We start from the raw sequence: 12,215 nt of genomic DNA, 5'->3' as shown, positions 1-12,215 counted from the left end.
CGGTTCCGCCCATTGTCGACCACGACCCGGCCCGTGGCGCCCGAACGCCGACGGCCGTCCGCGCCGGCCGTGGGGGGAAGTGGCCGGCGCGGACGGTGCGGGGTCAGCTCGCGGCGTGGCCCCGGCGGTGCCGGACGATGGCCAGCGGGCTGCGCGCGTGGTGCAGCACCGCGTGGCTGACCGAGCCGAGCAGCAGCCCGCCCAGGGCGCCCCGGCCGTGCGCCCCGACCACGACCAGCTGCGCGTCCGTGGACTCCGCCACCAGCACCGGTGCCGGGGCGCCGGCGACCAGCTTCTGCCGTACCCGGACCTCGGGGTAGCGCTCGGCCCAGCCGGCGACCGCCTCGGCGAGCACCCGCTCCTCCTCCGCGCGCAGCTGCTCCGGGTCGTACACCAGCGGCACGATGTCGCCGGGCCCGACCGGGGCCGGGTAGAGCCAGGCGTGCACCGCCACCAGGTCGGCACCGCGCTGCGCCGCCTCGGCGAACGCGAAGCCGATCGCCTCGGTGGAGAGCGCGGAGCCGTCGACCCCGACCACGACCGGGCCGTCGGCGCGCGGCTCGCCCCGTACCACCAGCACCGGGCAGTCCGCACGGGCGGAGAGCCCGACGGCCGCCGAGCCGACCAGCAGCTCGGCGAAGCCGCCCAGCCCGCGGTGGCCGAGGACCAGCAGCGCCGCGTCCCGGCTCTCCTCCAGCAGCACGGCGACGGCGCCGCCGTCGCGCGCCACGCCGGTCACCGGCAGCTCGGCGTCGACCTTGCGGGCCTCGTCGACGGCCTCGGCGACCAGCTTGTCCGCCTCCCGCCGCAGGTCCTCGTGCGGCAGGGTGGCCGCCACCGGACCGAGCGGGGTGCCGAGCACCGGCCACAGGAACGCGTGCACCACCCGCAGCGGCCGGTGCCGGGCGACCGCCTCCCGAGCGGCCACCCGGACCGCGTCCAGAGCGGTGGGGGAACCGTCCACGCCCACCACGACAGGGGCACCGGATCTGTCGGTCATCACGTCCTCCTTCGTCCACCTCCAGGGTTCTCCGGTCGGCGCCTCGCCGGCAGAGGCCTTGCACCCGGCCGGTTCGGGACCAACGGCCCTGACGGTCCGGGCCGGACGGGAGTCCGATGGAGTCGGGACGATCCGCCCGTGACGCGTGCGCACCGGAACCCGGTGGGCGGCCGGGGTCCCCCGTCCGAGCTGGAGGCGAGCGACCGATGACCCCGCTGGAGATGCTCCGCGTACACCCCTTCCTCGCCGGGCTGCCCGAGGAGTGGCTGCCCCCGCTGACCGGCTACGCCCGCCCGGTGGTCTGGCACCCCGGGCACCGGCTGTTCCGGGCCGGACAGCCGGCCGAGCGGTTCTGGCTGGTCCGCGGCGGCGAGGTGGCGCTCGACTTCCCGGTGCCCCGCCGCGGTGACGTGGGGATCGAGACGATCGGCCCGGGCGGGGTGCTCGGCTGGTCGTGGCTCTTCCCGCCCTACCGCTGGCAGTTCGGCGCGGTCGCCGTCCAGCGCAGCACGGCGGTCGAGCTCAGCGCCGCGGGCGTACGCCGCCTGATGGAGTCCGACGACGCGCTGGGCCGGCAGCTCACCACCCGCTTCATGAGCGTCGTGGTGGACCGGCTCCAGGCCGCCCGGATCCGCCTGCTCGACCTCTACGACCTCCCCGCGGTGCTGCCGCCGACCGGCTGATCGACCGTGTGTCGGCGGACGACCAGGTCGTCCACCTCCAGCCGGCCGATCCGCAACTCCCGGATCACCGCCCGCTTGACGGCGAGACGGGCGATCATCAGCTGGCCGATCGCCACCGCGCCGAGCGCCGCCGCGGCGAGTGCCAGCGGGGCGGCCGCCGTCGGGCCCAGGGCACGCGGGCCGGCCGCCGTCGGCCCGGTCACGGAGAGTCGGTGGGTACGCGTCGGAAGTGCCCGGCTCCGCGGGCGCTGCAGCATCCTGTTCACCCGGCGATCCTCCGCCCCCAACCCGTCCGCCCGGTGCCGGTCGGGACGCCGGTCCACCCGCCGTGTGACGTGACGGCCCGGTCCGCACGGCACCTCCACCGCTGGCGCGGCCCCGGATCGGGCACGGCCGCCGGCCTCGACGGAGGCGGCGGCCGTACCCGGGGTGGGTCAGCGGTCGACGACCAGGCGGCGGGCCCGCAGCGCCCGGGCCCACCACGGCCGCCGGTCCGGCCGCAGCGGCGGCAGCGGGGCGCCGCGCAGGCTGACCCAACCGCCGGGGCCCATGGTGACCGTGCGGATCGCCGGCGGCCGGCGTCGGGCCGCCGCCACCACCCCCACCGCGGTGACGAGCGCGGCCACGGCGAAGGCCCCGGCGGCGGCCGCGACGAGCCGGTCCGGGTCGGCCAGCCGGCGGTAACGGACCCGCCCGCCGGCCACGACGAACGCACCGACCGGCCGGCCCGCGTGGGTGACCGGCACCAGCGCGGCGGCCGGCGTGCCGGGCAGGTCCAGCACCGGGCCGATCGGCGCGGCCGGGGCCGGCGTGGGGAGGAGTGAACGGGTCGGCACCGGGGCCGGTGCCGGACCCGTCGGGTTGAAGATGGCGGTCATCGCAGCTGCCCTCCTAGCGGGAGTCGGACGTGCCGGTGGTGGGGGCGGCGGCCGCCCGGCCGGCGGCCAGCCGGGCGATCGGCACCCGGTACGGCGAGCAGGACACGTAGTCCAGGCCGGCCTCGGCGAAGAACGCCACCGAGTCCGGGTCGCCGCCGTGCTCCCCGCACACCCCGACGGTCAGCCCGGGCCGGGCCGCCCGGCCCTCGGCGACGGCCAGCCGGACCAGCCGGCCGACGCCGGTGGCGTCGATGCGCTCGAACGGCGACACCGGGAAGATTCCGCGCTCCAGGTACGCCCCGAAGAACGAGCCCTCCACGTCGTCCCGGGAGAACGCCCAGGTGGTCTGGGTCAGGTCGTTGGTGCCGAAGGAGAAGAAGTGCGCCTCGGCGGCGATCTCCCCGGCGGTCAGCGCCGCCCGGGGCACCTCGATCATGGTGCCGATGGGGATCTCCGGGGCCCCGTCGACGCCGGCCAGCACCCGCTCGGCCTCGTCGCGGACCGCGGCGAGCTCCCGTACGTCCCCGACCAGCGGCACCATGATCTCCGGGCGCGGGTCGCCGCCGGCCCGGATCCGCTCGGCGGCCGCCTCGGCCACGGCCCGCACCTGCATGGCGAACAGCCCCGGCACCACCAGCCCGAGCCGGACGCCGCGCAGCCCCAGCATCGGGTTGGCCTCGTGCATCCGGCGCACCGCGGTGAGCAGCGTGCCGTCCCGGCCCGGGTCCTCGCCGAGCGCCTCGGCGCGGGCCACCCGGGCGGTCAACTCGGCCAGCGGGGGCAGGAACTCGTGCAGCGGCGGGTCGAGCAGCCGGATGGTCACCGGCAGCCCGTCCATCGCGGTGAGGATGCCGACGAAGTCGGCGCGCTGCAACGGCAGCAGCGCGGCCAGCGCGGCCTCCCGCTCCGCCGGCCTGTCGGCCAGGATCAGCCGCTCGACGAGGGACCGGCGTTCGCCCAGGAACATGTGCTCGGTGCGGCACAGCCCGACGCCGGTGGCGCCGAGGCGGCGGGCCCGGCGGGCGTCCTGCGGCGTGTCCGCGTTGGCCCGTACGCCCAGCTTCCGCACCGCGTCGGCGTGGCCGAGCAGCCGGTGCACGGCGGCGACCAGCGGGTCCGCCTCGGCGTCCAGCTCACCGGCCAGGTAGCGGGCCACCGGGGACGGCTGCACGGGGATCTCGCCCAGCCAGATCCGGCCGGTGTCGCCGTCGATCGAGATCACCTCGCCGGCGCGGACCACCCGGTCGCCGACGGTGATCTCGCCGCGCTCCGGGTCGATCCGCAGCGCCTCGGCCCCGCACACGCAGGTCCGCCCCATGCCGCGGGCCACCACGGCGGCGTGCGAGGTCTTGCCGCCGCGGGAGGTGAGCACCCCGGCCGCCGCGATCATGCCGGGCAGGTCGTCGGGGTTGGTCTCCCGGCGTACCAGGATCACCGGGTCGGTGGCGGCCGCCGCGGCGGCCGAGTCGAACACGACCCGCCCGACGGCCGCGCCCGGCGAGGCGCCCACCCCGACCGCGAGCGGCTCGGGCGCGCCGGTCAGGTCGAACGCGGGGAACATGAGCTGGGCGAGCTGCGCCCCGGTGACCCGGGTCAGCGCCTCGTCCGCGGTGATCAGCCCCTCGTCGACGAGCTGCGCGGCGATCACGAACGCCGCCGCGGCCGTGCGCTTGCCGACCCGGGTCTGCAACATCCAGAGCCGGCCGCGCTCGATGGTGAACTCGATGTCGCAGAGGTCCCGGTAGTGCCGCTCCAGCGTCGCCATGATCTCGCTGAGGCGGCGGAAGCTCACCGGGTCGAGCCGCGCCAGCTCGGCCAGCGGGACCGTGTTGCGGATGCCCGCCACCACGTCCTCGCCCTGCGCGTCGGCCAGGTAGTCCCCGTACACGCCGGGGGCGCCGGTGGCCGGGTCGCGGGTGAACGCCACCCCGGTGCCGGAGTCCGGGCCCAGGTTGCCGAAGACCATGGCCATCACGTTCACCGCGGTGCCGAGGTCGTGCGGAATGCGCTCCTGCCGCCGGTAGATCCGGGCGCGCTCCGAGTTCCACGACGCGAACACCGAGCGGATCGCCAGGAAGAGCTGCTCGTGCGGGGCCTGCGGGAAGTCGTGCCCGACGTGCCGGGCGAAGATCTTCTTGTACGTGTCGACCAGGTCCCGCAGCTGCCCGGCGCTCGGCCCGTCCGGCCCGGCGGTGGCCCGCACCGCCGCCAGCTCGTGAGCGAACTCCTCGGGCGGGATGCCGTGCACGGTGTGGCCGAACATCTGGATGAGCCGCCGGTACGAGTCCCACGCGAACCGCTCGTCGCCGCTGCGCGCGGCCAGCCCGCCGACGGTGGCGTCGTTGAGCCCGATGTCGAGGATCGTCTCCATCATCCCCGGCATCGAGTACCGGCCACCGGACCGGACGGCCAGCAGCAGCGGGTCACCCGGGTCGCCGAGCCGCCGGTCCAGCCGCGCCTCGATCGCCCGCAGGTGCGCGTTGACCTCCTCGAACAGCCCGGCCGGTGGAGCGCCGGTGGCGAGGTAGGCCCGGCAGGCGTCGGTGGTGACGGTGAACCCGGGCGGGACGGGCAGCCCGAGCCGGGTCATCTCGGCCAGGTTCGCGCCCTTGCCGCCGAGCGCGTCGGCCCGGCTCCGGTCACCCTCGATGAAGTCGTAGACGTACCTGGCCATGTCCGGCCTCCTCGGCTCAGCACGGGACCCGGTGTCCCACTCCCCAGGTAACCGGTGCGACCGGCCGCCGCGGCAGGGCCGGACGGGACCCGGGCCGGGCCGGAGGTCCCGAACCTGTCGGTGGGTCCGCGTATCGTCCGCCGGGTGACCAGTGAGGTGCGGCTCCGGCCGGTACGCGACGAGGACCTGCCGGCGTTCTTCGCCCACGAGCAGGATCCGCAGGCCAACTGGATGGCCGCCTTCGGCCCGAAGGACCCGGCCGACCGGGCCGCCTTCGACGCCCACTGGGCGCGCATCCGGGCCGACCCGCGCATCGTGAACCGCACCGTGACCGTCGACGGCGCGGTGGTCGGGCGCGTGGCCGCCTTCCCGGTGGGGGAGCGCACCGAGGTCAGCTACTGGATCGACTCCGCTCACTGGGGGCGCGGCCACGCCACCGCCGCGCTCGCCGCGCTGCTGCGCGAGCTGCCGCAGCGGCCGGTGCACGCCCGCGCCGCCAAGGACAACGCCGCCTCCCTGGCGGTGCTGCGCAAGTGCGGCTTCGTGGTGGTCGGCGAGGACTCCGGCTACGCCGCGGGCCGCGGCGCCGAGGTCGAGGAGTACGTGCTGGAGCTGCCCGCCGAGGCGACTGACCAGGGCGACCACTAGTCTCCCCGGGGTGAACTGGCTGGAACTCGTCGGCTGGGCCGGCTCCGCGCTGCTGGTCTGGTCGCTGCTGCAGACCCGCATCCTGCGGCTGCGCGCGCTCAACCTGCTCGGCTGCCTCATCCTGATCGGCTACAACGCCGCCGTGCACGTGTGGCCCATGGTCGGGCTGAACGTGGTGCTCGCGGTGATCAACGTCTGGTACCTGCGGCGGATGCTGGCCACCCGGCACGACGCGCAGACCTACGAGGTGGTCGAGGTGGGCACCGGCGACGCCTTCCTGGCCCACACCCTGCGGGTGCACGCCGCCGACATCGCCCGGTTCAACCCGGACTTCCGCTGGGACCCGGCCGCCGCCGACCGGTCGGCGTTCCTGGTGGTCCGCGCCGACGAGGTGGTCGGCGTGGTGGTCTCGCACGCCGAGGCGGGCGGGGTGGCCCAGATCGACCTGGACTACGTGACCCCGCCGTTCCGCGACTTCACCCCGGGCGAGTTCGTCTACCGGCGCAGCCGCCTGTTCACGGACCGGGGCTTCCGCCGGGTGGTGAGCCCGCCCGGCATGGTCGCCCCCTACTACCACCGGCTCGGCTTCCGCCCCGAGGGCGACGCGTACGTGCTGGACCTGCCCGCGCCCGCCTGACCCCCGGCCGGAGGATTGCGCGGCCCGCCCGCGGGGCACAGAGGGGCGACGCCGACCGGGACACGGTCGGCGACGGGGCGGCCACGGCGGCCGGCCCGGGTCGGGTCGAGGGAGAGAACCGCGCGTGCAGAGCTACTGGAGCCAGCTGGCCCTGGTCGGAGTTCTGGTCATCGTCAACGCGGCCTTCGCCGGCAGCGAGATGGCGCTGGTGTCGCTGCGCGACAGCCAGCTCCAGCGGCTGGAACGCAGCAGCCGGGCCGGCCGCACCCTGGCCCGGCTGGCCAAGGACCCCAACCGGTTCCTGGCCACCATCCAGATCGGCATCACCCTGGCCGGCTTCCTGGCCTCCGCCGCCGCCGCGGTGTCGCTGGCGAAGCCCCTCGTCCCGCTGCTCGGGGCGCTCGGCGACGCCGCCGAGACGGTCGCCATCGTCGTGGTCACCCTGGCGCTCACCTTCGTCACCCTGGTCTTCGGGGAGCTGGCCCCGAAGCGCATCGCCATGCAGTCCGCCGAGCGGTGGGCCCTCGTCGTGGCCCGCCCGCTCGACCTGCTGGCCAGCGTCACCCGGCCGGCCGTCTGGGCGCTCGGCGCCACCAGCGACCTGGTGGTCCGCCTCTTCGGGCTGAACCCGAAACACGAGCCGGAGGAGATCGGCCCGGACGAGCTGCGCGACATCGTGGCCGGCAACCACGGCTTCACCAAGGAGCAGCGGACCATCATCGCCGGCGCCGTGGAGATCGCCGACCGGCAACTGCGCGCGGTGCTCGTACCCCGGTTGCAGGTCTTCACCCTGGACAGCGGAACGACCGCGGAGGCCGCCCGACTGGTCCTCGCCGCGACCGGCCACTCCCGGGCGCCGGTGGTCCGGCACGGCGGCCTGGACGACGCGGTCGGGGTGATCCACCTGCGCGACCTGGTCGGCGTCCCCGACGACCGGCCGGTCGACGAGATCGCCCGGCCCCCCATGCTGCTGCCCGACTCGCTGCCGGTGGTCGACGCGCTGCGCCAGTTCAAGGCGGAGCGCCAGCACATCGCGCTGGTGGTCGACGAGCGCGGCGCGGTCGACGGCATCGTCACCCTGGAGGACATCCTCGAGGAGATCGTCGGCGAGATCTACGACGAGACCGACCGGGACCTCAGCTCGGTCCGCACCGAGGAGGACGGGACGCTGGTGCTGCCCGGCACCTTCCCGGTGCACGACCTCACCGACCTCGGCGTGGAACTGCCCAACCGCCCGGCGGGCGACTACACCACCATCGCGGGGCTGGTGCTCATCTGCCTCGGGCACATCCCGACGGTGGCGGGGGAGAGCGTCAGCGTCGACGGCTGGGACCTCGCGGTGGCCGGCGTCGACCACCACGCGATCACCGAGGTCCGGGTCCGCCGCCACCGCCGCCACGAGCGGCACGACGACTCCGAGGAGGTCGAGGCGCCGGTCCTCGACGAGGCACGGGGCTGACCCGCCCCGCCTGCCACGGCCGGCGCGGCGGCCTCGCCCGGGCTCAGCTCAGGTCGGCCGGTGACCCGAACGGGAAGCCGGACACCGGCGGGAGCAGCTGCACCGAGTCGGCGGGCAGCTGGCGGGTGCTCCGGCTCAGCACCCGGGTCACGGCCCGCAGCAGCCACGGCCCCGACGGGTGCCGCTCCGGCGCGATCAGCCGGCTGGCCACCCGGGCCCACCAGTGGCCGGTCACGATCACGTCGGTGATCCGCAGCCGCTCCGGCGGCCAGCCGCCCCGCACCACCACGTCGACCACCCGGCCCAACCGCCGGCCGCGCAGGTCGTACGCGGTCCGGCCGAGCAGCTCACCCGCTCGCACGGTTCGCCCCCGGGATCCGGTCGATGAGGTGCCGGCGCAGCCACGACTCCACCGGCGAGGGCGGCAGGTCGGCGGCCGGGCAGCGCAGCCGCACCACGCTGTCCACCCGGTCGACCTGGGTCAGCGGCACGCGCAGCGGCGGCACCGGCGGGTCGTCGGTGAACCGGTCGGCCACGGCCACCAGCAGCCGCCCGAGCCGGCCGCCGATCCGCTGCCCGAGCGCGGCCTGCCCGGTGAGCAGGCAGTCCACGTACGGGTAGCCCTCCTCGTCGACGGCGAACGCGATGTCGTCGACCCGCCCGACGAGCCGGCCGTCGACGTCGACGATCTGCCGGTCGAGCAACTGCTTGGCCAGCTGGATCCTCATCGCCCCATCCTCGTGATGATCGCCAGGGGGATCGCCGCCACCGAGGCGGCGACGATGAGCAGCAGGAACACCGCCCCGAGCAGGTTCGTCCACCGCCCGTTGACCCGGTCGCCGAGGTAGTTGCGGTCGTTCGCCACCACCAGGATCGGCAGGTAGGTCAGCGGCAGCACCACCGCGCTGAGCACCAGCATGTACTCGGTGAGCCGGACCGGGTCCACGGCGGTCATCAGCATCAGCACCCCGAACAGCAGCCCGACGAGCAGCACGCTGTGGAACCGGGCCGCCTCCCGCGGGCTGACCCGCTTGCCCCACTGCCAGCCGAAGTACTGCGACGCCGCGTACGCGGCCGACAGCCCGGTCTCCAGAGCCGCGCCGAAGGTCACCGCGAAGAACGCCAGCACCGCGGCGGCCAGGCCGGCCCCGCCCAGCGCGGTCAGCACGGGCCGGGCCACCTGGTCGAGGGTGTCCAGCGACGCCCCGGACGGGTGGTACGCCACCGTCGCCACGGCGATCAGCGACAGCGCCAGGAACCCGCCGACCGGGAAGCCGATCAGCACGTTCGAACGGGCGTGCGCCAGGTCGGCCGGGCTCCACCGCTCCTCGACCCCGCCCGAGGAGAAGAAGAACACCTCGTACGGGCTGACCGTCGAGGCGAACAGCGCCACCGCCACGAACCAGTACACCGACCAGGTCTCGCCCGAGGAACTCACCCGCAGCGCCCCGTGCCCGAGCTCCGCCCAGTCGGTCGGCAGCGCGAACAGCGCGACCGCGAAGACCAGCAGGGCCAGCCCGGCCAGGCCGAAGACCCGTTCCATCAGCTCGAAGCGCATCCGCCAGAGCACAAGCCAGACCGCCACCGCGGCCACCGGCACCCAGAGCAGGTAGCTCAACCCGGTCGCGAGCTGCAACGCCAGCGCCACCCCGCCCAGCTCCGCGGCCAGCGTGACCACCGTGACCAGCCAGGAGGCGACCAGGTTGAGCAGCGCGACGCGGGGCCCCAGCCGCTCCCGGACCAGGTCGAACACCGCCCGGCCGCTCACCGCCGCGATCCGGCCGGCCATCTCCGCGTACGCGCAGATGCCCACCACCCCGACGAGCAGCACCCAGGCGTGGGCCATCCCGAAGCGGGCCCCGGCCTGGCTCGCCGCCACGAGGTCGCCGATGTCGACGAAGCCGCCGATGGCGGACAGTACGCCGAGTGTGGCGGCGAGGAGCTTCCTCACGTCGGGTCGGGAGCGGAGGGTCTCATCGACGCGACGATATCGGCGTCAGATCCCTCTTTTCGGGCGAATCGACCAGCCCGGGATCAGGCGGCGGTGAGGTTCTGCAACCGCACCTGACCGCGCGAGACCAGCCGGCCGCCCTCGTCGGTGATCTCCACCAGCCAGAGCTGCTGGCTGCGGCCCCGGTGGATCGGGGTGCCGACCGCGGTCAGCTCACCGTCGCGGACGGCGCGCAGGAAGTCGGTCTGGTTGGACACCCCGACCACCTTGCCCCGGTCACCCAGCCACAGCGCGCCGCCGATGCTGGCCGCCGTCTCCACCACCGAGCAGTAGACCCCGCCGTGCTGGATCCCGTACGGCTGGTGCAGCTCCGGACGGACCTGCCAGCGGATCACCACCCGGTCCCCGCTCACCTCGTCGAACTTCAGGCCCAGCAGGGCGACGAAGCCCCCGGTCAGATCCGGCTCCTCCACGGCGACCCCTCCCTCTCGCGCGACGGCGTCGCCAGCCTAGTCGGCACCGAGGTCGGCAAACCCGGTACGGGTGCGGGCCGGTGATGGGGGAGAATTGGTGACCGTGACCGACAGCAACCTCCCGCAGGGGCGGGACTCCCTGACCGACGACCTGCTGTGGCGGGGCCTGATCCAGGACTCGACCGGCCTCGACGAGCTGCGCGAGCTGCTCGACGGCGGGAGCACCACCTTCTATGTGGGCTTCGACCCGACCGCGCCCAGCCTGCACGTCGGCAACCTCATGCAGGTCGTGATGGCCCGCCGGCTCCAGCTGGCCGGGCACCGGCCGCTGCTGCTAGTGGGTGGCGCCACCGGTCAGATCGGCGACCCGAAGGAGAGCGCCGAGCGCACTCTCAACCCGCCCGAGGTCATCGCCGGCTGGGTGCAGCGCATCCACGACCAGCTCTCGCCGTTCGTCTCGTACACCGGGGAGAACGCGGCGCAACTGGTCAACAACCTGGACTGGACCGGTGAGATGTCGGTGGTGGAGTTCCTCCGGGACGTCGGCAAGCACTTCCCCGTGAACAAGATGCTGGCCCGCGAGGTGGTCAAGGCCCGGCTGGAGACCGGCATCAGCTACACCGAGTTCAGCTACCAGCTGCTCCAGGCCAACGACTTCTTCGAGCTGCACCGCCGGCACGGCTGCCAGCTCCAGTACGGCGGCTCCGACCAGTGGGGCAACATCACCGCCGGCGTGGACTACATCCGCCGCCGCGGCGCCGGCCCGGTGGAGGCGTTCACCACGCCGCTGGTGACCAAGTCGGACGGCACCAAGTTCGGCAAGAGCGAGACCGGCGCCGTCTGGCTCGACCCGCAGATGACCAGCCCGTACGCCTTCTACCAGTTCTGGGTCAACGCCGACGACCGCGACGTCACCCGCTACCTGCGCTACTTCAGCTTCCGCTCCCGGGAGGAGCTGGACGAGCTGGAGAAGGCCACGGCGGAACGGCCGCAGGCGCGCCTCGCCCAGCGGGCACTCGCCGAGGAGCTGACCACGCTGGTGCACGGCGAGCGGGAGATGGCCCAGGCCGTCGCGGCCAGCCAGGCGCTCTTCGGCCGCGGGTCGCTCGACGAGCTGGCCCCGGAGACGCTGCGCGCCGCGCTCACCGAGGCCGGTCTCGTGCACCTCGCCGAGCTGCCCGACGTCGCGGGCCTGCTCAAGGAGTCGGGCCTGGTGCCGAGCATGAAGGAGGCCCGGCGGGTGATCGCCGAGGGCGGCGCGTACGTCAACAACGTGCGCATCGCCGAGGTGGACGCCACGGTGTCGCAGGCGGACCTGCTGCACGGCCGCTACCTGGTGCTGCGCCGCGGCAAGCGCAACTTCGCCGGCGTTGAGCTGGGCAGATAGCTCCACGTCGACGGTGTGACGCGGGACGCGCCCAGCGGATTTGACGATCAATCCGCTGGGCGCGTAACTTTCTCTCTGCCAGCGCGGAACGGACGAAACAGGGCGAAGCACCTGGGAGGCCGGAGCGCAGGACCGAATACGGGCGGTGCCCCGGATTCGCCGGGAGGCGGATTTGGTGAGGCGGAGCCGACCGGGTAAGGTTATCGGCCGGCAGGGACACGGACGAGCGAGCGGGAAACCGCAGCGGCCGTCCTGCCGAATTCCACGAAACGCCCGGCGCGAGCCGGTCGAATAGTGGTGCCCGGCAAAAGGGTGGAAGGCGCGACAAACCGCGAAACACCGGTTTGACACGCTAGAAACCACCGGGTAACGTAGTAAAAGTGCCCGGCGCGAGAGCGGCGGGTGCGGGTGAACGAAATGCCCCG

At 74.4% G+C, this 12,215-nt stretch carries 13 protein-coding genes; 5 read left to right on the top strand and 8 right to left on the bottom strand.

Features of this window, described 5'->3' with window-relative positions; genetic code table 11:
- Nucleotides 1-103: 103 nt before the first annotated feature.
- Complete coding sequence (locus tag IEY96_RS30795; RefSeq protein WP_189198314.1) at nucleotides 104-1,000, bottom strand: universal stress protein; 897 nt, start codon at nucleotides 998-1,000, stop codon at nucleotides 104-106.
- 206 nt (nucleotides 1,001-1,206) lie between these two features.
- Between IEY96_RS30795 and IEY96_RS30790 the strand changes: the two genes are divergently transcribed.
- Nucleotides 1,207-1,683, top strand: a complete 477-nt coding sequence (locus tag IEY96_RS30790; protein WP_189198313.1) for a cyclic nucleotide-binding domain-containing protein — start codon at nucleotides 1,207-1,209, stop codon at nucleotides 1,681-1,683.
- Here the strand turns inward: IEY96_RS30790 and IEY96_RS30785 are convergent.
- From IEY96_RS30785 to ppdK, 3 genes are all read right to left on the bottom strand, one after another.
- On the bottom strand, nucleotides 1,647-1,886 hold the full coding sequence (locus IEY96_RS30785; RefSeq protein WP_189198312.1) for a hypothetical protein: 240 nt from the start codon (nucleotides 1,884-1,886) through the stop codon (nucleotides 1,647-1,649). The two genes, IEY96_RS30790 and IEY96_RS30785, sit on opposite strands and share 37 nt — an antisense overlap.
- A gap of 231 nt (nucleotides 1,887-2,117) precedes the next feature.
- A complete protein-coding gene (locus tag IEY96_RS30780) occupies nucleotides 2,118-2,561 on the bottom strand; it encodes a hypothetical protein (RefSeq protein WP_189198311.1) in 444 nt (147 codons plus the stop codon).
- 13 nt (nucleotides 2,562-2,574) lie between these two features.
- On the bottom strand, nucleotides 2,575-5,235 hold the full coding sequence (ppdK, locus tag IEY96_RS30775; RefSeq protein WP_189198310.1) for a pyruvate, phosphate dikinase: 2,661 nt from the start codon (nucleotides 5,233-5,235) through the stop codon (nucleotides 2,575-2,577).
- Nucleotides 5,236-5,379: 144 nt separating this feature from the next.
- Between ppdK and IEY96_RS30770 the strand changes: the two genes are divergently transcribed.
- From IEY96_RS30770 to IEY96_RS30760, 3 genes are all read left to right on the top strand, one after another.
- Nucleotides 5,380-5,883, top strand: coding sequence for a GNAT family N-acetyltransferase (locus IEY96_RS30770; protein ID WP_189198309.1), 504 nt, complete (start codon nucleotides 5,380-5,382; stop codon nucleotides 5,881-5,883).
- Nucleotides 5,884-5,893: 10 nt separating this feature from the next.
- The gene (locus tag IEY96_RS30765) at nucleotides 5,894-6,520 is read left to right on the top strand and encodes a YgjV family protein (protein WP_189198308.1); all 627 of its coding nucleotides are present in this window, start codon (nucleotides 5,894-5,896) and stop codon (nucleotides 6,518-6,520) included.
- A gap of 124 nt (nucleotides 6,521-6,644) precedes the next feature.
- Entirely contained in the window at nucleotides 6,645-7,979 is a 1,335-nt protein-coding gene (locus tag IEY96_RS30760; RefSeq protein ID WP_189198307.1) for a hemolysin family protein, read from the top strand.
- A gap of 43 nt (nucleotides 7,980-8,022) precedes the next feature.
- On the opposite strand, the gene IEY96_RS30755 is transcribed toward IEY96_RS30760, so the two are convergent.
- The 4 genes from IEY96_RS30755 to IEY96_RS30740 form a co-directional block, all read right to left on the bottom strand.
- Nucleotides 8,023-8,340, bottom strand: coding sequence for a PRC-barrel domain containing protein (locus tag IEY96_RS30755; protein ID WP_189198306.1), 318 nt, complete (start codon nucleotides 8,338-8,340; stop codon nucleotides 8,023-8,025).
- Nucleotides 8,327-8,707: a hypothetical protein gene (locus IEY96_RS30750; RefSeq protein ID WP_189198305.1), complete on the bottom strand. Its 381-nt coding sequence runs from the start codon at nucleotides 8,705-8,707 to the stop codon at nucleotides 8,327-8,329. Before IEY96_RS30750 ends, IEY96_RS30755 begins: the two co-directional genes overlap by 14 nt.
- The gene (locus tag IEY96_RS30745) at nucleotides 8,704-9,930 is read right to left on the bottom strand and encodes an NRAMP family divalent metal transporter (RefSeq protein WP_189198304.1); all 1,227 of its coding nucleotides are present in this window, start codon (nucleotides 9,928-9,930) and stop codon (nucleotides 8,704-8,706) included. The genes IEY96_RS30750 and IEY96_RS30745 overlap by 4 nt, the downstream gene beginning before the upstream one ends.
- A gap of 83 nt (nucleotides 9,931-10,013) precedes the next feature.
- Nucleotides 10,014-10,403 carry a PaaI family thioesterase gene (locus tag IEY96_RS30740; RefSeq protein ID WP_189198303.1) on the bottom strand — a complete coding sequence of 130 codons (390 nt, stop codon included), beginning with the start codon at nucleotides 10,401-10,403 and terminating at the stop codon, nucleotides 10,014-10,016.
- Nucleotides 10,404-10,506: 103 nt separating this feature from the next.
- Here IEY96_RS30740 and tyrS point away from each other — a divergent pair, with 103 nt between their 5' ends.
- A complete protein-coding gene (gene tyrS / locus IEY96_RS30735; protein ID WP_189198379.1) occupies nucleotides 10,507-11,790 on the top strand; it encodes a tyrosine--tRNA ligase in 1,284 nt (427 codons plus the stop codon).
- Nucleotides 11,791-12,215 lie beyond the last annotated feature (425 nt).

Origin of the sequence: Micromonospora fulviviridis (assembly GCF_014648395.1) — a bacterium.
Lineage (GTDB): Bacteria > Actinomycetota > Actinomycetes > Mycobacteriales > Micromonosporaceae > Micromonospora > Micromonospora fulviviridis.
The sequence above is the reverse complement of the archived record's forward strand: the minus strand, read 5'-3'. Positions and strand labels throughout refer to the sequence as shown.